The organism is Oceanobacillus rekensis (assembly GCF_002153375.1).
Taxonomy (GTDB): Bacteria; Bacillota; Bacilli; order Bacillales; family Amphibacillaceae; genus Oceanobacillus; species Oceanobacillus rekensis.
In genome coordinates, this window is record NZ_MTBQ01000002.1 from 49,131 (window position 1) to 69,380 (window position 20,250).

At 39.1% G+C, this 20,250-nt stretch carries 17 protein-coding genes, 1 pseudogene and 1 riboswitch; of the genes and pseudogenes, 11 read left to right on the plus strand and 7 right to left on the minus strand.

Annotated elements, in window-relative coordinates:
- Nucleotides 1-25: 25 nt before the first annotated feature.
- The 3 genes from BV906_RS19365 to BV906_RS04250 form a co-directional block, all read right to left on the minus strand.
- A complete protein-coding gene (locus BV906_RS19365; protein ID WP_176330265.1) occupies nucleotides 26-181 on the minus strand; it encodes a hypothetical protein in 156 nt (51 codons plus the stop codon).
- Between the two features lie 28 nt (nucleotides 182-209).
- Complete coding sequence (gene yidA / locus BV906_RS04245) at nucleotides 210-1,040, minus strand: sugar-phosphatase (RefSeq protein WP_087972213.1); 831 nt, start codon at nucleotides 1,038-1,040, stop codon at nucleotides 210-212.
- A gap of 221 nt (nucleotides 1,041-1,261) precedes the next feature.
- Nucleotides 1,262-1,849, minus strand: a complete 588-nt coding sequence (locus BV906_RS04250) for a TetR/AcrR family transcriptional regulator (protein ID WP_087972214.1) — start codon at nucleotides 1,847-1,849, stop codon at nucleotides 1,262-1,264.
- Nucleotides 1,850-2,343: 494 nt separating this feature from the next.
- Here BV906_RS04250 and BV906_RS20210 point away from each other — a divergent pair.
- From BV906_RS20210 to BV906_RS04285, 7 genes and pseudogenes are all read left to right on the plus strand, one after another.
- A pseudogene (locus BV906_RS20210) lies at nucleotides 2,344-2,466 on the plus strand (AMP-binding enzyme); the annotation flags it as partial.
- A gap of 200 nt (nucleotides 2,467-2,666) precedes the next feature.
- Nucleotides 2,667-2,882, plus strand: coding sequence for an AMP-binding protein (locus tag BV906_RS20215; protein WP_425435179.1), 216 nt, complete (start codon nucleotides 2,667-2,669; stop codon nucleotides 2,880-2,882).
- Complete coding sequence (locus BV906_RS04265) at nucleotides 2,860-4,191, plus strand: MFS transporter (RefSeq protein WP_087972217.1); 1,332 nt, start codon at nucleotides 2,860-2,862, stop codon at nucleotides 4,189-4,191. Before BV906_RS20215 ends, BV906_RS04265 begins: the two co-directional genes overlap by 23 nt.
- Before the next feature lie 11 nt (nucleotides 4,192-4,202).
- Nucleotides 4,203-4,442, plus strand: a complete 240-nt coding sequence (locus tag BV906_RS04270) for a Zn-ribbon domain-containing OB-fold protein (RefSeq protein WP_176330266.1) — start codon at nucleotides 4,203-4,205, stop codon at nucleotides 4,440-4,442.
- Nucleotides 4,443-5,335: 893 nt separating this feature from the next.
- The gene (locus BV906_RS04275) at nucleotides 5,336-6,025 is read left to right on the plus strand and encodes an ABC transporter ATP-binding protein (protein ID WP_087972219.1); all 690 of its coding nucleotides are present in this window, start codon (nucleotides 5,336-5,338) and stop codon (nucleotides 6,023-6,025) included.
- On the plus strand, nucleotides 6,003-7,358 hold the full coding sequence (locus tag BV906_RS04280; protein ID WP_087972220.1) for an ABC transporter permease: 1,356 nt from the start codon (nucleotides 6,003-6,005) through the stop codon (nucleotides 7,356-7,358). The genes BV906_RS04275 and BV906_RS04280 overlap by 23 nt, the downstream gene beginning before the upstream one ends.
- 208 nt (nucleotides 7,359-7,566) lie before the next feature.
- A complete protein-coding gene (locus BV906_RS04285) occupies nucleotides 7,567-8,418 on the plus strand; it encodes a glycerophosphodiester phosphodiesterase (protein WP_087972221.1) in 852 nt (283 codons plus the stop codon).
- Nucleotides 8,419-8,508: 90 nt separating this feature from the next.
- Here the strand turns inward: BV906_RS04285 and BV906_RS04290 are convergent, their stop codons facing one another.
- A complete protein-coding gene (locus BV906_RS04290; protein ID WP_281254114.1) occupies nucleotides 8,509-10,287 on the minus strand; it encodes a sulfatase family protein in 1,779 nt (592 codons plus the stop codon).
- Between the two features lie 256 nt (nucleotides 10,288-10,543).
- Here BV906_RS04290 and BV906_RS19370 point away from each other — a divergent pair, with 256 nt between their 5' ends.
- Entirely contained in the window at nucleotides 10,544-10,696 is a 153-nt protein-coding gene (locus BV906_RS19370; protein ID WP_176330267.1) for a hypothetical protein, read from the plus strand.
- 18 nt (nucleotides 10,697-10,714) lie between these two features.
- On the plus strand, nucleotides 10,715-11,596 hold the full coding sequence (gene galU / locus BV906_RS04295; protein ID WP_087972222.1) for a UTP--glucose-1-phosphate uridylyltransferase GalU: 882 nt from the start codon (nucleotides 10,715-10,717) through the stop codon (nucleotides 11,594-11,596).
- Nucleotides 11,597-12,399: 803 nt separating this feature from the next.
- Here galU and BV906_RS04300 read toward each other — a convergent pair.
- The gene (locus BV906_RS04300; protein ID WP_087972223.1) at nucleotides 12,400-13,518 is read right to left on the minus strand and encodes a M20 peptidase aminoacylase family protein; all 1,119 of its coding nucleotides are present in this window, start codon (nucleotides 13,516-13,518) and stop codon (nucleotides 12,400-12,402) included.
- Nucleotides 13,519-13,868: 350 nt separating this feature from the next.
- On the opposite strand from BV906_RS04300, the gene menC reads away from it, so the two are divergent.
- Complete coding sequence (gene menC, locus BV906_RS04305; RefSeq protein WP_087972224.1) at nucleotides 13,869-14,975, plus strand: o-succinylbenzoate synthase; 1,107 nt, start codon at nucleotides 13,869-13,871, stop codon at nucleotides 14,973-14,975.
- Between the two features lie 142 nt (nucleotides 14,976-15,117).
- On the opposite strand, the gene BV906_RS04310 is transcribed toward menC, so the two are convergent.
- Nucleotides 15,118-16,494 (minus strand): OmpA family protein, encoded by a 1,377-nt coding sequence (locus tag BV906_RS04310; RefSeq protein ID WP_087972225.1) that lies wholly within the window; start codon nucleotides 16,492-16,494, stop codon nucleotides 15,118-15,120.
- Nucleotides 16,495-16,749: 255 nt separating this feature from the next.
- Nucleotides 16,750-16,853: riboswitch (SAM riboswitch) on the plus strand.
- Nucleotides 16,854-16,985: 132 nt separating this feature from the next.
- On the opposite strand from BV906_RS04310, the gene BV906_RS04315 reads away from it, so the two are divergent.
- The gene (locus BV906_RS04315; RefSeq protein WP_087972226.1) at nucleotides 16,986-18,596 is read left to right on the plus strand and encodes a sodium:solute symporter family protein; all 1,611 of its coding nucleotides are present in this window, start codon (nucleotides 16,986-16,988) and stop codon (nucleotides 18,594-18,596) included.
- Nucleotides 18,597-18,745: 149 nt separating this feature from the next.
- On the opposite strand, the gene BV906_RS04320 is transcribed toward BV906_RS04315, so the two are convergent.
- Nucleotides 18,746-20,089 carry an MFS transporter gene (locus BV906_RS04320; protein WP_087972227.1) on the minus strand — a complete coding sequence of 448 codons (1,344 nt, stop codon included), beginning with the start codon at nucleotides 20,087-20,089 and terminating at the stop codon, nucleotides 18,746-18,748.
- Nucleotides 20,090-20,250: the final 161 nt, after the last annotated feature.

Consider the following 20,250-nt stretch of genomic DNA (forward strand, 5'->3'; position numbering starts at 1 on the left):
AGTAGAGGAAGCATGGGAACGGTTCTCATGCTTCCTTTTTTACTTTGTTCCAAGAATAACCGCTAGTCCAATAGAGGAGTCCGCCACTGCATGATAGAGCTAAAGCGAAATAAATAGAAGCTGCAGGAATCGATGAGTTAATTGCGTCGATTCCTGCAGCTTCTATTTTAAAAAAAATCATTTTAATACATCACAATTTTGATGCAGTGCTATTTGGCACTTACTCGTAAAGGCTCTAACGCAAGTTTTTCAATTGCATACGCCACTCCACTATCATTATTGCTTCGGGTTTGGAAATCGGCTGCTGCTTTGATTTCTGGAATGGCATTATCCATTGCCACGCCACACCCTGCGTACTGGATCATGGATAAATCATTTCCATTATCACCGATACTCATTACTTCCTCTTGCTTAATTCCAAGTTGTTCTGAAAGCTTCCTCACTGCATTTCCTTTGCTTGCACTAGGATGAACAAATTCGAGAAAATAAGGTGAACTTCGAACAATCGTATACTGTTCATTTAGGTACTCCGGTAGTTCTTGAATGGTTTGATTTAAGCTTGTCGGCTCATCAATAAACATGATTTTTGGTATCGATAGAGTTGTAGGCACATCACTCACCTGGCGATAACTTAATGGAATTTTATTAATATATGATTCTAACACCGTAAATTCACTAATATCGGAATTCGGCGTATAAAGCCCGTCCACATCAAAGAAATGCATTGGCGTTTTCAATTCAATACTAAGGTCGTACAGCTTTACTAAATCCTCATGTCCAAGTGATAATTCAGCTACAACTTCGTTTGTGTGCGTATCCTGTACAAATGCCCCATTATATGCGATGACAAAGTCGCCCTCTTCTTCTAAGTTTAGTGCTTTAATATAACTCCGCATACCACCAATTGGGCGACCGGAACAGAGGACAATTTTAATCCCTTGCCTTTTTGCCTCATCTAATGCGTGTTGCACATCTTCTGGTACTTCATGATGGTCATTTAAAAGAGTCCCATCCATATCTATCGCAATTAATTTATACAATTTTCATTCTCCATTCTTATGTTGGATATGACTATTATACGACAAGAAGGGATATTTGGCATGTGATGATAATTTGGGATTACTTGGCATGGTGGGCAAACGGTAAACTATCCCCAATTTAATTTTATAAGAAGTGAATGATGTTAAGGAATAGTGGCGGATTGATTATGAATTCAATTAAATATGTTTAATGATAGCTCCAATTAAATTTTTTGTGCTGTTTAGCGTTTTATATATATTTTCTTTGTATTGGTTGTAACAATCTTACCTAATTGTTCTGCCATAAATTCGACAGAGTGGTCAAAGTCATTTTTAATCCAATTTATAATCAAACCAATAAGTCCGTAGACTCTATAGGAACAGAATAACTCATGATTCAAGTCTTTAGAAAGGGTAGGCAAGGCAAAGTCGATATCTTGATGATAATGAAGCTCCATCATTTCTAACATACGATCTTGTAAATGAATCGGTACACTGCTACTTAACATCGTTGTATAAAAAAGTTTATGCTCAATAAAATGCTCGAATAATGGAATTGTAGAAATGTCCGTGATGTTCATTTCCATGTAGGATATATGTGGTTTTCGATAGGCTATAACCATTTGCTCTAATGTTTGTTCCACGATTTCTTCTAGTAAATCTTCTTTTTGCTCGTAATGAAAATAAAAAGTTCCCCGATTTACCTCTGCTCTACGTACGATTTCAGATATGGAAATGGATGCGAACTTTTTGTTCTGTAACAACATTAATAATGCATGATGAAAAAACACTTTCGAGCGTTTAATACGTTTATCTTGAGATTTCTTCATATAAACCCTCCTCAGAGACAAAGACTATTATCATAGTAAATGAACAATAGTTACCTTCACTGTATGATATTGAACAATTTTAAAGATATTATATATTGTATACGCTTTCAATTATTGCTAGATTTAATTATAAAGTTACTTTATATTATGAATTATCGAAAGTCAATATTTATAAAGGAGATGTTTAACGTATAAGCTAATGATGAAAATACTGTATCCGAATTTAAAATAATCAAACAAACCTTGTGGTGTTGGTGCACCGAATATTTTCTTCACCGGGTTATCTGCGTCGTTTGTCCACTCTTCGAAGAGTAAGATTATGTTCAGTAATTATTATAAAAACCCCGAAGCAACGATAAAAGCGTGGAGAGATCTTTGGTTCCATATAGGAGATGTAGGGTGGATTGATGAAGAAGATTATTTATTTCCGCTGACCGAAAAAAAATGTTGTCCGTCGTAAAGGAGAAAATACTTCTTCTTTTGAAGTAGAAAGTGTCATCAATCACCATCATCAAGTACAAGAATCTGCAATCGTGGGAGTGCCTTCCGAATCATCCGAGGAAGAAGTGATGGCAGTTTTAGTACTACAACAAGATGAACAGCTGGAACATGAGTAATTGCTTTTGTATTGTGAAGAATATTTAGCGCATTTCGCTATTCCACGTTATATTCGAATTGTGCAAGGAGTTACCACGTACACCTTCCCAACGTGTTGAAAAATATAAATTCGTGAAGAAGGTATTACGATTGATACGTGGGATTGTGAACCAGTAAATTATAAAGTGAAGAGATAGAGGGAGGTAAAAAGGAATGTATCATACAAAAAGGAGACCGTTGTGCCGTCATGTTACAAAATAGTCCTGCTTTTCTAATCTCCTGGTTAGGAATCGCACGCATAGAAGCGATTGAAGTATCAATTAATACAAGTTTACGAGGGGACTTATTTGCCTATATTTTAAATCAAGCACTTAATTTCAATTTCTATTATAAATCCATCGGGAGGAAATTGTATGCCAAAGGTAAATGTAGTTAAAATGGTTGATGAAAGTAAAGTAAACCGTTTCCATCTATTAATCGTCTTCTGGGGATTATTTATCTTATTAGCGGATGGGTATGATCTCATGGTATTTGGAGCAGTAATTCCGAGTTTGATGGAAGAGTGGTCTATGTCATCTAGTACTGCCGGGTTGATTGGCAGTTTAACACTAGTAGGTGGTTTACTTGGGAATTTAATATTTGGTGTCATCTCTGATCTAATGGGTAGAAAAAAATCCATTATTATATGCTTAACAGGGTTTAGTGTTTTTACCGTACTTTGTGGCTTTGCAGTCGGTCCAGTTGATTTTGCTGTTTATCGTTTTACAGCTGGAATTGCCCTAGGTGGTGTTATGCCAATTGTAGTTTCTTTAACATCAGAGTATGCACCTAAATCAGTTAGAAGTATGTTAGTGGGAGTTGCGTCAACAGGCTTTGCGATAGGGGGGATAACCGTTGCACTAATTGGTTCCACTGTTATTACTAATTTCGGATGGCAATGGATGTTTTTCTTAGGCGGACTACCGCTACTTACACTTCCGTTTATTATCAAAATGTTACCAGATTCTTTAGGCCACTATATGAAGAGAAATGATCGACAACGAATTGTAGCTGTATTGCAGAAGATTAGCCCTTCCTATCAACCTTCCGAAGAAGATGTATTTGTTGCAGAAGAAGCTAAAAGCGGGGTGCCAATAGCAGATTTATTTAAAGAAAAACGCGCTCGTTCTACGATGGCGTTTTGGATATCGACATTTATGTTATTGCTCATGGTTTATGGATTAGGAACGTGGTTACCGCAATTGATGGTTGCATCAGGTTATGCACTAAATTTAAGTTTAACATTTTTGTTAGCACTTAATTTTGGAGCTATGTTTGGTCAAATAGGTGGTGGACTCTTAGCAGACAAAAGTGGTTCAAAAAAAGTGTTGATAATTATGTTTATTACTGGAGCAATTGCTTTAGCATTATTCGGTTTACCGTTCAATGCAATCGTACTCTATCTACTTGCAGCAGTTGCTGGTTCATGTACAACTGGGGGGCAAGCGGTTAACAATGCATATGCTTCGAAATATTACCCAGCTTATATGCGTTCAACTGGTATAGGATGGGCGCTTGGTATGGGACGTTTCGGTGCCATAGCAGGACCTGCAGTTGGTGGTTTATTACTTGATTCTTCACTTCCATTATATGTTAGTTTCTTAGTGTTTTCGATTGCAGGTGTAATTGCAGCAATTGCAATTACATTTGTACAGGATGACGTGACCATATTGCAACCTGTAGCGAAAAATAAATTTGCCCAATAAATTGGATTCCAGTGAGCGGTAGAGCGAGGGTGCTTACTTATACAATCATTCAGCGGCCTATTCTACCTGCATATACGAAAGAAGCACCATATATACTTGCTATCGTGCAATTACTAGAAGGGCCAACAATGATGACGAATCTCGTGAATTGTCAGTTAGATAAATTGAAATGCGATATGGAGGTGAAAGTGCTATTTAAAAGTTGGACAGAAGACTTTTTAGTCCCGGTATTCGAGTCACTCTACGGTTAATTGGTGATTCCTGCTACGTTGAAATTATTTCGTCGGGTTGGGAATGCTGGTGCCGATTACTATTGGTTTCAAATTATAGTTCAGAATAAAAAAGTAGATGAAGTCGAAGTTTCGACTTCATCTACTTTTCCCCTATTAAGAAGTTCTGAAAATGGAAAACGCATGTTGTAATACTTGTGCAGCACCAAGTACAATTTTAGCTCCTTTTAATGTTGCGTCTGTCATATAACTCTATATTCTGATACTAGTTCATCACGTTTTGACGCCAGTACAAATACATAGTTCACATTTTAACAAACCGAGTAGAAAAGTTTGTTTAAGCCAATTTTGTAACGGTGCTTTTATATCTGCTGTTTCATCTAAAACAATACCACCTTCTAATACAACTACAATTTGTTTTAAACGTATAACGAATGATTTTACCATTAATGGCAGAGGTTCCAGATGTTAGGTCCTCTGGTTTTACAATTGCAAAGTTACCTCCTGATATCATCGTAATTAGCAGGGAGGATAAGAGACTGGACTGGAAAAACCGAAAAAACTTTATTATTACATCTACGTTCAAATGATATGAGTATACTAGAGATAAATCTGCGTGCTTGAAGTCACATCATTTTTTCTTGAAAAGGCAATCTACACATATAACCATGTAGAAACTCTGAAACAGAACGGCCCACTCACATACGAGCAAATTGTAGTTAGATATATATCCCTATAGATTTGTAAAATGATGGGAGTAAATATATTGATTGATTGCGCTTTGTTCCTTGGGTGAACTGGAAGTAATGAATATAACAAGGTTCTTTTCGTCCATTTTCATTTAATAGGTTTCATGTTAAATATAAAGGGAAGGAATAAGTTGTCAGAATAGCTGTGAAAATGGGGGATTTCAGATGATGACATTATCAAATATCAACAAATCCTATAAGTCTGCTGCTGGAAGGGAATCGGTTCTCGGTGGTCTTGATTTTCAGATTGATGCGGGAGAATATGTGGCGATCATGGGTTCTTCCGGTACGGGTAAGAGTACCCTGATGAATATATTGGGTACGTTGGAGCGGCCGGATTGTGGGGAGTATTTGTTTCGGGGGAAGAAGATACATCGGATGAGTAATCGGAAGCTGACATTGATGCGCAATAAGGAGATTGGATTTGTTTTTCAAAATTATCAGTTGATCCCTAACCTATCAATCTATCAGAATGTGATGCTACCGCTGGAATATCATCGGAAAGGCTTTATGAAAAAGCGGGATCGTGTCAGGAAGGCACTCATGATGGTTGGGCTTGAGGGAAAGTCCAGGCAAAAGCCACAGCAGCTTTCAGGTGGACAGAAGCAGCGTGTTGCGATTGCGCGTGCAATTGTGAATGAACCGTCACTGCTTTTGGCCGATGAGCCGACAGGGAGTCTGGATGAGAAAACGACGGAATCGATATTAAAACTATTTGATCATTTGCATCAGCGTGGTGTGACAATTATTTTGATTACACATGATATGGAAGTGGCGAAACGAGCGGAGCGGATCATGTATTTAAAAGGCGGGCTGTTAAAGGAGCATACATATGAAACTAGTCAAAGCCTTTAAAATGGCCTTACTTGGGATTTGGGGTAATAAATTTCGAGTTATTTTATCTATCTTTGGTGTGATTATTGGTGTGTTTGCTGTGATTGTACTTTCCGCGATTGCTCTTGGGGTGAAGGATACGGTGATGAAGCAAATGGGGAGTCTTGGTGCGGAACAAATCATGGTCATGCCTGGGCGTGTTTTAAAGGATGATGGGGGAGCACATAATTTCCTGAGCGGTGTTTCCAGCTCGCCTAGTACATTGACAAATACGGATGCGGAAGAGATAGGGAAGTTGAAATCCGTTGAATCTGTTACCCCATTGCTTGAAACAGTAGGCAGAATTCAGTATGAGAGTCAGTTTGGGGAGGCACGGACGGTTGAGGGAATGCTTGTTGGGACGAGTGATTCCTACCAAGAAGTTATACATACGAGCCTTGAAGAAGGGCGCTTTTTTACAAATGATGAGGGAGCAAATAAGGATAGAGTTGTCGTATTGGGGAGTGGGATCCACGCCTCATTAATGAATCAGAACCAGAATCAAGATCTGATGGATGATGAGACAGAAACGAATGTCGAGGCAGAGAAAAAGTGGTGGCAAAAGCTTTTGGACAAGTTTACTGGCAATACTGTGAATGCTGAAGAGGCACCAACAGCAGAGGAAAGTTTGGTTGGAAAGGAAGTTATCATCCAGGGCGATACCTTTACGGTCGTAGGAGTGCTGGAATCGGTAGCAACCCTTGGCATGACGTCAAATAGTAGCATCCTGATGCCAGTACAAACCGCACTCGATGTGACGAGTACAGAAAATTTAACGAACATCTATGTCAAGGCGGATTCGATTGAAAACCTTGATCAGGTGGAAAAAGAGGTGCACGGAGCTGTCGGATTGAATCATCCGGAGACCGATTTCAGTACGGTTAAGCAAACGGAAATGCTTGGAGCTATTGAAACGGTAACAAAAATCCTGCAAGTCATGCTTATCGGAATCACGGCAACCGCACTTGTCATCAGTGGCGCAGGCATCATGAACGTGATGGTCATGTCTGTTCGGGAACGTACCAGAGAGATTGGAATACGCAAAGCGCTTGGTGCATCGACGCTTGAGATTTTATTGCAATTTTTATTTGAAACGATTTTACTATGCCTGGCAGGGGGCATCATCGGTCTATTACTTGGCTACGGATTTGTACAATGGTGGAATGGAGCAATTACTATCTTCCCACTCGTTCTACCAATATGGGTCATCCAGCTCGCACTCGGCTCGTCCATCCTAATCGGTTGTATCTGCGGCATATATCCAGCAATTAAAGCCGCTAGATTGCAACCAAGCCGGGCATTGCGGTTTGAGTAGTTGTGTATGGAAGCATGGGGACGGAATTCATGCTTCCATTTTTGATGTGGCGGAACTTGAGAACCGTCCCCATGCATCCTTTTCAGGGTCTTTTGATTCACTACTAATCTATTACTTTTCCTTACATTTCTTTATGTTCTATTAACAGTTGCTTAATAGACTTCCTTTATAATGATAGATAATACTGATAAAGGGAGAGATTAAGATTATGATACGAAAATTCACAATTTTTTCACTGACAGCGGTTTTATTCATGTCCATGTTTACAGCTCCAATACTCGCATCCAGTGACGGAACCCAGACGATTCAACAACAGCAGCAAATGGTTAATGTTGCACATCGTGGTGCTTCAGGGCATGCTCCGGAAAATACAATTTCTGCCTTTGATAAAGCGGTTGAAATGAAGGCTGATTATATTGAGATTGATGTACAAATGACGCAAGATGGAAAAATAGTAGCTATCCATGATACAACAGTTAATCGCACAACAAATGGTACGGGATCGGTTGGAGATTACACACTTGAGGAAATTCAGCAATTGGATGCTGGAAGCTGGTTCGGTGAGGAATTTGCAGGTGAACAGATTCCTACTTTTGAAGAAATACTAGATAGATATCGTGGAAAAATAGGGATATTAATAGAATTAAAATCACCATCACTGTATCCGGGTATTGAAGAAGAAGTCGCTGAAGCTTTAATGCAACGTAATTTGCATAAACCTAATAACAACAAAATTATTATCCAGTCGTTTAATCATGAATCTGTACAAAAATCAAAGGCACTTTTACCAAATATACCTCACGGCGTTCTAGCTGGGTTAACTTGGGCAGATGTTACAGATGAACAGCTAGCACAATTCGCAACATATGCAGATTTCTTCAATCCAAATATGAATATTGTTACAGATGAGCTTGTTGACCGTGTACATACTACTGGGTTGAAAATCTACCCTTATACGGTACGAGCACAAGAACAAGCTGATAACTTATTTGAACTTGGTGTGGATGGGATAATTACTGACTATCCTGAATATGTCTATAAGCATCCTGTGAAAAACTAAAAATTGGGACAAGGGTGGAAGCATGGGGACGGAATTCATGCTTCCATTTTTTGATATAGCGGAACTTAAGAACCTTCCCCCTGCTTCCTATTAAGGCCCTGGAGACAATCTTTTTTTCGCTGATTGTTTTTCGAGGATATCCATTAATTTACGTTGAACTATCTTTGTTTCTGGAGTGGCAAATGTAGGGTGGGCTAAGTTTATCTCCTCGAATGGGTCTTTTGTTACATTGTATAATTCATATTGATCTGGCACAGGTTTTGTTTTTGTAGTCGTTTTGTTTATTGATATTTCCGTTGCTTCTGAAAGAGATAGATTGCCTTCCGTAATTGCAACTTGGTCCTCAACATTAGGATTGCTCCAGAAATGAGGATTATCGAAGTATCGAGATAGCTTCCATTTTTCCTCCGTATGATTTTCGCCCGTCTTTAATGTCGTAATCACTGTCTCTAGATGATTGGGCTGTGTAACGGACTCGTAAGGTTCACCCTTTTGTGTCACTTGATGTAACCCTCTTGAAAATTCATCATCTGTCATAAAGTAAAGGGCTTCATTTGCACGGGGAAATTCCTTCTTTTCGCTCAAAAGTGGTGTTAAATCTCTCCCAACTAATGGGCGTACTTCCGAATGATCTTTCCGGAGAATGCTTTGAGCCTGTTTGATAGGAATGTCGGCAAGTCCTAATAGTGTTGGAATAACGTCTATATGACTTGTTAACATAGCTGTTTTTTGTTTACTAGGGAAGAGTTTTGGACTGTGGATAAGAAATGGAACATGAATGGACTCCTCATATGCCGTATGCCATTTTTGAAACAATCCTCCATGCGCTCCTAATAAATCTCCATGATCAGAAGTGTAAACAACAATTGTATTTTCATAAAAAATAGATTTTTGCAATGCTTGAAACACTTTTAACACTTCATTATCAACTTCTTTTAAAAGAGAATAATAAAGCTTCCTCAAAAATGGTGTATCAAAAGTGGGCTGGAAGGCTTTTTGATATGTGTCGCGGTAACTTTCTTGTGCTGTTGGTTTTGTTTGTAATGACTCCCCGGCTGTTGGTGCTTGTGGGATATCCGGAACGCTTGGGTCTAATTTAAAATCAAAATTAGGTGATAATTGAGTAAGTAGCCCAAACAATGTAATATCGTGAGGATTTATGAAAGAGGAGACGATGAGCCAAGGATCACTCTCCTTAGAATGGTCTTCCTCGAGTTCCTCTAATAAAGTAACCACTTCTTCCGCGTAAACAGCATCCCGCCCATTTACACCGAATTTTGCAGATGAACCCGAATTCCTTGGATCAGAGCCATGTGGTTCTGGGCCAATCCAGCCTGAAAAACCATAGGGATCGAGGCGATTTGCTTGCGAGTAGATCTGCTCATTCTTATGATTTGGTACACCAGTATATTTGTCATAGCTTAATAATGGCTGATGTGTACCTGGAATTAAAATATCCTCATCCGATAGATGCCATTTTCCTTTCCAGTACGTACGATAGCCAGCAGTTCGGAAATAGTCTCCAAGCGTCGGAACCGTATTATGGTCAAGCCAAAATGCATCCGAATCAAAAGCTCCCTTTGCAGCTCCTGTTGTTTGGGTTACGCCGTGAAGTGATGGATATTGCCCTGTGAAAAGTGTAGCCCTACTTGGTGAACAAGCGGTACTACCAGCATAATGATTTAAAAAACTCATACTATTTTCACGTAACAGTTCATGTGCCTTTAAATGTTCCTTGCGCCATTCCTTTAGTTCTTTATTTTCATATGCCATTGGATAGCGTTCCTCATCAACCATAATGAAAAGAAAATTTGGTTGATTCTTTTTATGTTTTACGTGATTAGAATGATTCTTATGTCCCTCTGCCAACTCAAGTCCCCCCCCAAGAAAATTAAAATACCTTTAACAGAATATCGTATGAATAAATCACCCAGTCGGTTCCAGAGGAAGCATCGGGACGGAATTCATGCTTCCATTTTTATTTTATTAGAAAGCAAAAGAACCGTCCCCATGCTTCCAATTGTTATATTATTGTAAAGTGACAGTTATCGACAAAAATTGACTGTATTTTATGATATTGTAAAATAGGATATAGTATTTTAAGAGAATCAAGGGTGGGAAACGGATGAGTGAGAAGGAAAAACTTCAAAATATGTTGCAAAGAGTTATTGATGAAACAGAGAACAATACAATGCAGTCAGCAAAAGAAGTCATACAATCTCTAATTAGTGAAATAACGATTAATGCTAGACCACAGGAAAGTAAGCTTAAGCATTAACAGATTGGAGGAGTGTACATGCAAAAGATTAGGAAGGCAATTATCCCAGCTGCAGGGTTAGGAACACGATTCCTGCCTGCAACAAAGGCAATGCCGAAAGAAATGCTGCCAATCGTTGATAGACCTACCATTGAGTACATCGTGAAAGAGGCAATCGCATCTGGAATAGAAGATATCATTATTGTAACCGGTAAAGGAAAACGAGCGATTGAAGACCACTTTGATATTAATTTTGAATTGGAAGAGAATTTAGTGCGAAAAGAAAAGTTTGAGTTGCTGGAAAAAATTAGACCATCCTCCCAAGTTGAAATACACTACATACGCCAGAAAGAACCTAAGGGACTTGGCCATGCTGTATGGTGCGCAAGGAAGTTTATCGGCAATGAACCTTTTGCAGTATTATTAGGGGATGATATCGTAGAAGCGGAGAAGCCTTGTTTAAAGCAATTAATCGAACAATATGATGAAACACGTTCATCTGTTATTGGTGTGCAAAATGTTTCTGATACAGAAACACATCGCTATGGAATTATCGATCCGAAAACGATGGAGGGTAATCGTTATCAGGTTAATGGCTTTGTTGAAAAGCCAAAACAAGGAACTGCACCTTCAAACCTCGCGATTATCGGACGTTATATTTTAACTCCGGAGATCTTCCAGTTCCTTGATAAGCAAGAAACCGGGCAAGGTGGGGAAATCCAGCTGACGGATGCGATCCACCAGTTAAATGAGATTCAGGATGTATATGCATATGCCTTTGATGGTAAAAGGTATGATGTTGGTGATAAGCTTGGGTTTATCCGCACAACAGTAGAGTTTGCATTAAAGAATGAAGAAATAGGGGCAGAAGTTGAAACGATACTGAGAGAATTATTAAGTGAGAAATCTGTAGATCGGTAAATAGAAAGGAAGCATTGGGACGGTTCTTAAAGATTCCGTTTTGAGGTGCATATTTAAAAAAAGTTGCCTCATAGACACTTAAATTGGCAAATTAAACGGCGTATGAAAATAGTAAAATCAGCGATAGCTTTACCATATTAAATGGTAAGGCTATTTTTTGTATTGTCGAGATATGAACTCTCTATTAACAAGTGCGTTATTTGCTATGTTAATTTCCATTAAATCAAAAGGCTTTCAGAAGACAGGATTATTAAACAATCTCAGAAAAATGTTCTTCATAAATCGGATGAATGACCGAATAAGGCAAAAATGAGAGTAAAAGGTCACTCATAGCGCAGATGAGTGACCGAGTAAGGCAAAAATGAGAGTAAAAGGTAACTCATAGCGCAGATGAGTGACCGAGCAAGGTAAAAATACGAGTAAAAGGTAACTCATAGCGCAGATGAGTGACCGAGCAAGGTAAAAATGAGAGTAAAAGGTAACTCATAGCGTAGATGAGTGACCGAACAAGGCGAAAATGCGAGTAAAAGGTAACTCATAGCTCAGATGAGTGACCGAACAAGGTGAAAATAAGAGTAAAAGGTAACTCATAGCTCAGATGAGTGACCGAAAAAGGCAAAATTCAAGAGAGAGCTTCTCCATAAAGTGAAATTTCTATTGTCATAGAATAGATAAAAACCTCTAAATATTTGTTTGATTAAACAATTGATATAACAACAAAAAAGGCATACGTCCATTTCGTATGCCTTTTTAGCGTGTCATTTAACCATTATGCACCACAAAACGGAATCCTTTTGACGGTTCTACTTTGTTTTCAGTATTGCTTGGTATAGAATTTCTACGCCGTTTATGAGAGCTTTTTCATTAAATGTCATTTTCGGGTGGTGGAGACCTGGTTGAAGGTCACATCCTAGTCCAAGCATGGTAGCCTTTAGCTCTGGCTTTTTAATTGTATAAAAGTGAAAGTCGTCTCCACCTGGAGTAACGAGTGGTGGGAGTAAATTGTCAGCTCCGATTGCTTCAGAAATAGCTTCCCTCATGATGGCCGTTGCCACATCGCTCGTCTCAGCAGCAGCTATTCCTCCCGTATTAGTAATTTCAATATCTACGTTATAAAGTTCTTTTACAGAGTCAAAAATATGATTAACTTCTGTTTCTAATTGTTCGATCAACTGATTATTTTGAGCTCTTAAGTCAAGGGAAAAAGATGCATTTCCTGGGATAATATTTGTGTTTTTCCCACCTGCATGAAATCTAGTCATCTTAACTGAATAGGGTACTCTAGGATCAAGGTGGATTTGGCCTAGCATATTAACAATTTGAGCGCCAATTTCAATTGCATTGTGATTCAGATGTGGTCGTGCACCATGCGCATCATCGCCCTTAATATCAGCACTATACATTTTCGTAGCACCGTGGACAATGACAGGTGTAGCTTTTCCCATCGATGCTTCCTGCTGTGGCCGCAAATGGACACCATATAAGTAATCCAGATTTTCTGCGACACCTTTTTCAACCATTTTTAATGCCCCTGTACCATGTTCTTCAGCAGGTTGGAAGATAAATTTAACGGCAACTTTCTCAGCTAAATCCGGCTGTTGTTCCAGTTTCCATAATACCCCTAGAACCATTGCCATGTGTGCATCATGACCACAAGAATGATTTGCTTGGAATTCACCGTCTACTTCTTGCCATAAGGCATCGATGTCTGCCCGGATTCCTATTATAGGAAGGCCTTTGTTAAAGTTCCCATATTCACCAACCACACCAGTACAATCATCAAAAACCGTCACACGGCATCCACTTTTTTCTAGTAGATTTTTAATATACTTTGTTGTTTCTACCTCTTCCCAGCTGATTTCAGCATGTTCATGTAAATAGTGAAATGTATCAATAACACGTTCTTCTATTTTCTTATCCATTATCTTCGCCATCCTTTATAAAATACTTATATGTTGGTTGTACCTTTCCACGTTCCTCTATCCGATTAATCATTGCTAACATGGCATTTTAAAGCGACATTGTCACCGTACCTTTACCTGAATATATTGATTTGAAGTATAAACTTCATTATAATCTACTGCAAGCTAAGTGGGAAGACTATTCACACTAAGGGGAAATGATTTGGAATTTCCTTTATAGTGGTTTGGGTATCATCCTTGTCAACTTAGTAATAGCATATATTCCAATTACACGTAATTATCTGGTATATTAATGGAATAATCCTTATTGTAATCGCAGTCAGAATAATAGCCTAAAAGGAGAATCTTATATGAAATTATCGGAAATAAACGTTTATAAAGTTAATATGCGAATGAAAACTCCATTTACAACAAGCTTTGGAACAGAACAGGATCGCTTATTTTTACTTGTTGAAATAAAGGATGAAAATGGTGTATCTGGCTGGGGAGAATGTGTTACTTCCGAAATGCCACTATATATCGAGGAATTTACGGAATCAAGCTGGATCATGCTGAACAAATTCCTGATTCCGCTAATTTTGAAAAAAGAAATCGAACATCCAGACGAGTTGCAGAAGTTCTTTGCTCCTTTCAAACGAAATAACCTGGCAAAATCTGCATTGGATGCTGCGGTCTGGGATCTGTATGCAAAATTAAAAGGGATATCCTTGGCAGAGGCATTGGGTGGTACGAAATCTTCCATCGATGTAGGAATTAGCCTTGGAATTGAGGAGAACATTGACGACCTGCTAGATAATATTCAGCAAAAAGTCGATGAGGGCTACAAAAGGATTAAGGTAAAAATTAAACCTGGTAAAGATGTAGCTGTTGTGAAAACCATTCGGGACAGATTCCCTGATATTCCGCTTATGGTCGATGCCAATTCAGCATATACATTAGATGATATCGAAACGTTAAAGGAACTCGATCAGTTTAATTTGATGATGATTGAACAGCCATTGACTGCAGGAGATCTGATTGATCACGCAAAATTGCAGAAAGAAATAAAGACGTCTATTTGTCTGGATGAAAGCATTCACTCCTATGATGATGCGAGGAAAGCAATCGAACTTTGCAGCGGTAGAATTATCAACCTAAAAATTGCTAGAGTAGGTGGATTAACGCAATCGAAAAGAATCCATGATTTATGTGAAAAGGCAAATATCCCGATGTGGTGTGGCGGAATGCTGGAATCAGGTGTTGGACGCGCCCATAATATTGCGATTACTTCCCTGACTAACTTTACCCTGCCAGGAGATACGGCGTCATCCTCAAGATATTGGGATAAGGACATCATTGAACCAGAAGTTATTGCAGAAAACGGAGTTGTACAAGTACCAACAGCACCCGGCATCGGCTATGGCGTCAACATTGAGGAAATTAAAAAACACTTAATCGAAGAAAAACGATACAACTAAGTAGTGGAATTATTGGGAAGGTTTCATGCTTCCATTTTTTGATATAGCGGAACTTGAGAACCATCCCCGAATGGAAAGTAGCCCCCGTTCTATTATAGAACGGGGGCTACTTTGAAAGTCGGGTTGATTAAATATTTTCTTTCTATTCGCCTTGAGGGTTGATTACAATCTCCACTCGGCGGTTTTCATTGCGTCCTTTTTCCTCTTCATTGGATGCGATTGGGGCAGTTTCCCCGTATCCTTTTGTTTCGATGTTCAAATGGCCAATTTCACCGTTTTCCTTTAAATATTGGAATGCTGCATCTGCTCGGGCCATCGATAAATTCTTATTGAATTCTTCTTCCCCAGTGTTATCAGTATGCCCATTGATATGAACGTTTGTCTTTTCGGGTAATTTTTCAAGGTCGGCAATAATTCCATTTAATGTTTCTTCTGCATCCGCCTTTAACTCGCTCTTTTCAATATCAAATAATAAATGATCAGGCACTTGCATCTTAATTTCTTCTTCATCGACAGTAAGGTTTACTTCTTCTGGTGGAGTTAACTCAGGTGCCTGCAATTCCACGTCAAATTGCAGAAAATGCTCGCCATCCTCGTTTGTCTGTACAAGTTCACCAGTCCATTTTTCGCCATTTTCTCCGTATGCTTCCAAAACATTATCCCAGGAATTATTTTTGGCTTCTACTTGAATTGGCAGGTACATCCCGGCTCTCAAGGATTGATAAGGAATCTTCAGTTGAAATGTGCTGTCAGGATTTACGTGCTGGTGATCAAAGGAAAAAGGAATAATACCACCCTCGGCATTCTCGACATTCCCGCCAAGCCATGTTCCTTCTACTAAATTACTATTCATGTTGACATATATATAATCATGATCCGTATCGACACTTTCTACTTCCAGCCAAACATTGGGATCGCCATAATCAGATGGTCTTTCCTTCCACTGGGGTGTTTCAATCGCAATGCTGTATGGCGTTTCTTTTAAACTATCCGTTCTTACCGTTGCCTTCACATCATATCTTCCGCTGTCTTCGGTTTCATAGACAAATGGCCCTGTTGCAGAGGAAAGGTTTTCTCCATAATATTCTGCTGCCTTATCAGAGTTTTGCAATCGGAAATTTAAAGTGAGATCGGAAGTGCTGTTAGGAAGCTCAAAGTAAAAGGACCCATCTTCCTCAACTTTGGCACTTTCAATAAGGCTACCAACAGCCATGACATCTGTTTGGCCACCGGAATGAATATTCAAGCCTGCAGGTAGATTGCTTTCCCCCTCAACGATAATCGTATCACCTTCAACAGTAACTTCACCGCCAATCCAAACCTCTGGATCAGCTTGTTGCGCTTCATCGGCTTCTTCACTTTCTGTCTTGCTTTCATTCGCATTATCTACTGTAGTTGTTTCATCTTGCGTCTCTTCATTTGCATCTGCTGCTGTTTCTGTGGCGTTTTTCTCACTGCATCCAAAGAGCATCAACACGCAGATTATTAGGAAACCAGTATAATAGATGGACTTTTTCATTGTTTTCCTCCTGCTTGGTTTATTATGTATGGAAACTATTAATTGTACTACGCGTTCAGGCTGAAAAAGTTTCAGGTTAACAGGATTTTCTCTATATTTATCCAAATAACCTAGTATTTACAGAAAAGGAAGCAAAAGAACCGTCCACATGCTTCCACTTTAATAGTAAAAAAGTCTAATTATATCGAAAGTTACCGAAATATATTGACAATATGTTAGAACCCGTGTAAATTAAATACAATTAAATAAGTTTACTTCTTATCAAGAGAGGTGGAGGGAATGGCCCTTTGATACCTCGGCAGCAGGCTTTTCATGAGCACTGTGCTAATTCCATCAGACAACGGTCTGGAAGATAAGGAGAGGATATCGGACAATTACCCTCTTCTTAATAATAGAAGGGGGTTTTAAATTGGCTTTTCGTACATAATCTTTTATACTCAAATACAAGTATTTCAATTGGATTAATATATTAATTAAGGGAGTGAATGATGATGACAGAATATGGTGTGTGGATTATTGTTCTGGCAGTAGGATATACTTTTGCATTGATTGTCGCGGGGCAACTTGCAAAACGAAGATTGACGAAGAAGGACAGTTATTTTGTGGGAAACAGGAATTTTAATAAATGGATTGTTGCATTCTGTATTACTGGATTATTTTCCGGATCAACATTTATATCGATTTTGGAATTATCTTATTTAAGTGGTATTTCAGCGATTTGGTATGGTGTAGCGGAAATGCTTCAGATCTTCATCATAGCTTTCCTGATTATCCGCTCTTTCCGGAAAAAAATGCTTGTAACAGTATCCGGTTTGATTGGTGATAAATATGGGAGAGCTGCCAAAGGGTTATCAGGTGCAATTACTGCGTTTGCCTTTCCTATGTGGTCGGTTGCAACAGCTATCGCATTTGCCTCAGCTTTCCATGTGTTCACCGGTATATCGTTGAGTTTATCAGTGGCTTTTACTGCAATACTTCTATTTATCTATTTACAAGCTGGTGGCATGTGGTCTATCGCCTTTACACAGACAATGAATATGGTTCTTTTTAGCTTGATGATCATCATTGGAGTGGTCGCTTTCTTCATCAATCCAGGAATATCTGGTCTGGCAGCTTTAAATTTAGAACGTCCAGAGATGTTTGATTTTGGAAGTGTTGGGCTGCAAGTGATTGTTGTATGGTTTGGAACGTTTCTTGTAAATGTTATTCTCGCTCAGGCAGCATTTCAAATGGCACTTTCATCCCGAACTCCGGAAGAGGGACAAAAGGGGATGGTAATGGCTGGAGTAATGGCGATACCTTTCATTATTGGCGGTGTTCTTTTCGGTATATCAGCAGCAGTCGTTGTGCCGAACGCATCGACGGGTCTCATTGCTATTCCGCTGTACTTGGCGGAAGTGCTGCCTGCTCCATTAGTAGGTGTGTTCTTTCTTGGTGTTTGGGGCTGTGCGTTAGGATGGGGAGGTCCGTGCCAATTCTCAGGTGCAACAAGTTTGGGACGTGATGTAGGAAGTGCAATCAATCCCACTGCTACGGGAGATCAACTTATTAAATATACAAAAATATCCTTATTGCTTTTAACTGGGTTGATGATCATCTTTGGTTTATTGCGTACAGAGCAATCGGCATGGTGGAATGTGTTTGCATGGACGATCCGAAACAGCGCAACATTTGCACCGGTTATTGCAGCTCTATTCTGGCCAGTTGTTACAAAGCGTGCGGTAGTCGCATCCTTGTTTACAGGCTTTACGAGTGGATTATTATGGTACTACTTAGGTGGTTGGAATCCTCAAGAGTTTTACTTAAACATACACCCTGTTTGGATTGGAAGTTCCATAAATATCTTAACAATTGTACTTGTAACACTTCTTGATAACAAATCAGAATGGAGAATTCAAAAATCAGACCGCATTGGCTACATTGGTTTGACTGCTGCACTTCTATTGACAGTTGTCAATGTTGTTTACTTCTCTCCGCTCTATGAAAGTGGTTTATTCGGACTATTTATGTTTGCAGGCCTATTATGCTTCTTTATAACAGCAATACGCTTTGTTCGACCAGAGCAAAAAGAACAAATAACAGCACAAGCATCGAATTTGTAACAAGGGAGGAAGCATGGGGACATTCTCATGCTTCCTTTTTCGTGGAGTGGAAGCAAAAGAACCGACCCATGCTTCGTTCTATGAAAAAAGACCCTGAATTCGCATAAATGTTTACGAATTCAAGGTCTGATTGAAAGTTTTAAAACTATTTAGTTGGCGACTTTCTCCAATTCCCGTTCGTTAGTAATTACTTTCCGACCTTGCCTGTTGGCTAAATATACAGCCAATGCCGCAAAGATTCCTGGAATGGCAAATATGAAAAAATTTAGCTGTAACGTTAAATTGGATGCAAGTAAAATACCGCCAATTGTGGGCCCGAGTATTCCTCCAATGCGTCCAACAGCAAGTGCCCATCCCAACGCTGTGGAGCGAATTGTAATTGGGTAGAATTGGGAAGTATAGGAGTGTGTAAGGTTTTGTGTTCCTACGGTTGCCGCTCCTGCAATTGCTACCATGACATATAATAGAATCATATTGGATGCGAATCCTAGACTTGTAATCGAAATAGTGGCGATAACAAAGAACAGAATAAGCGATTTACCAACACCCCAACGGTCTGCAACCCATCCCATTAAAATGGCACCGATTGTTGCTCCAACATTTAACGCTAGAAGAAAGCTTAAGCTTGAACCAAGCGGGAAGCCTGCTTCGGTCATGAATTTAGGCAGCCATGTATTCAATCCATAAATCATTAGTAGGGACATAAAGTATGTTAACCATATCATCACCGTTAAAAAGCCTCTTTTTTCAGTAAATAGATTTTTAACTGGTGATGACGTTTCTTTTGGCTTGTTTAAAACAAATGCTTCATTTTCGGAAGGTGTATATGTTGGATTGGCCTTTACAAGAATCTTTTGTATCCCTTTACGATCATTTTTATTAACCAATGTCCCAACTGAGTCTGGTAGCGCCTTCGCTAGGAACGGCAAGAACAATAATGGAATAGCTCCGAAGAAGAATACGGACTCCCAACCAAAATTAGAGATAAGAATCATACTAAGAAACGCAGCGATAACCCCACCAATGGAATATCCGACCATAATCGTAGCAATCATACGGCTGCGCATTCCTTCAGGTGAATATTCGCTGATCAATCCAATGACATTGGGCATCATGCCACCTAGTCCTAATCCAGTTATGAATCGGAACAGTCCAAACATTTCGGGACTGGGAGAAAGTCCTGCCAGAAGCATAAATAGGCTGAAGATAAAAACACAGATCATGATAATCCTTTTTCTACCCAATTTATCTGCCAGCGTTCCAAATATTAACGCCCCAAACATCATTCCGAATAAGGCATAACTTCCATACCTTCCTGCCTGAACTGCAGAAATTCCCCATTCCTCCATGAGTGTAGGTACTACTGCGCCATAGATAGTTAAATCAAAACCATCAAACAGCATTAGTAGTGCACCCCAAAAAAGTAACATCCAATGAAATTTATGTAACTTTGTTTTTTCAATTACTTTTTCTGCATTTGTTGTTACCTGCATCGTCTTTTCCTCCAATTTTATCTCATTAATTAATGGTCATTAATACGAGTATGTAAAGTTTGGAAATACACTAGAGAATTAAAATATAGCAATGGATCAGTCATATACTTGTTTATTGATTGAAAGTATGCGTTTACATTTAAACTTTAGTGTTAAAGAAA

Coding starts and splice junctions, on each gene's coding strand:
- BV906_RS19365 (WP_176330265.1), bottom strand. CDS start 181: ATGATTTTTTTTAAAATAGAAGCTGCAGGAATCGACGCAATTAACTCA.
- BV906_RS04250 (WP_087972214.1), bottom strand. CDS start 1,849: ATGAAGAAATCTCAAGATAAACGTATTAAACGCTCGAAAGTGTTTTTT.
- BV906_RS04265 (WP_087972217.1), top strand. CDS start 2,860: ATGCCAAAGGTAAATGTAGTTAAAATGGTTGATGAAAGTAAAGTAAAC.
- BV906_RS04275 (WP_087972219.1), top strand. CDS start 5,336: ATGATGACATTATCAAATATCAACAAATCCTATAAGTCTGCTGCTGGA.
- BV906_RS04280 (WP_087972220.1), top strand. CDS start 6,003: ATGAAACTAGTCAAAGCCTTTAAAATGGCCTTACTTGGGATTTGGGGT.
- BV906_RS04285 (WP_087972221.1), top strand. CDS start 7,567: ATGATACGAAAATTCACAATTTTTTCACTGACAGCGGTTTTATTCATG.
- BV906_RS19370 (WP_176330267.1), top strand. CDS start 10,544: ATGAGTGAGAAGGAAAAACTTCAAAATATGTTGCAAAGAGTTATTGAT.
- galU (WP_087972222.1), top strand. CDS start 10,715: ATGCAAAAGATTAGGAAGGCAATTATCCCAGCTGCAGGGTTAGGAACA.
- BV906_RS04300 (WP_087972223.1), bottom strand. CDS start 13,518: ATGGATAAGAAAATAGAAGAACGTGTTATTGATACATTTCACTATTTA.
- menC (WP_087972224.1), top strand. CDS start 13,869: ATGAAATTATCGGAAATAAACGTTTATAAAGTTAATATGCGAATGAAA.
- BV906_RS04310 (WP_087972225.1), bottom strand. CDS start 16,494: ATGAAAAAGTCCATCTATTATACTGGTTTCCTAATAATCTGCGTGTTG.
- BV906_RS04315 (WP_087972226.1), top strand. CDS start 16,986: ATGACAGAATATGGTGTGTGGATTATTGTTCTGGCAGTAGGATATACT.
- BV906_RS04320 (WP_087972227.1), bottom strand. CDS start 20,089: ATGCAGGTAACAACAAATGCAGAAAAAGTAATTGAAAAAACAAAGTTA.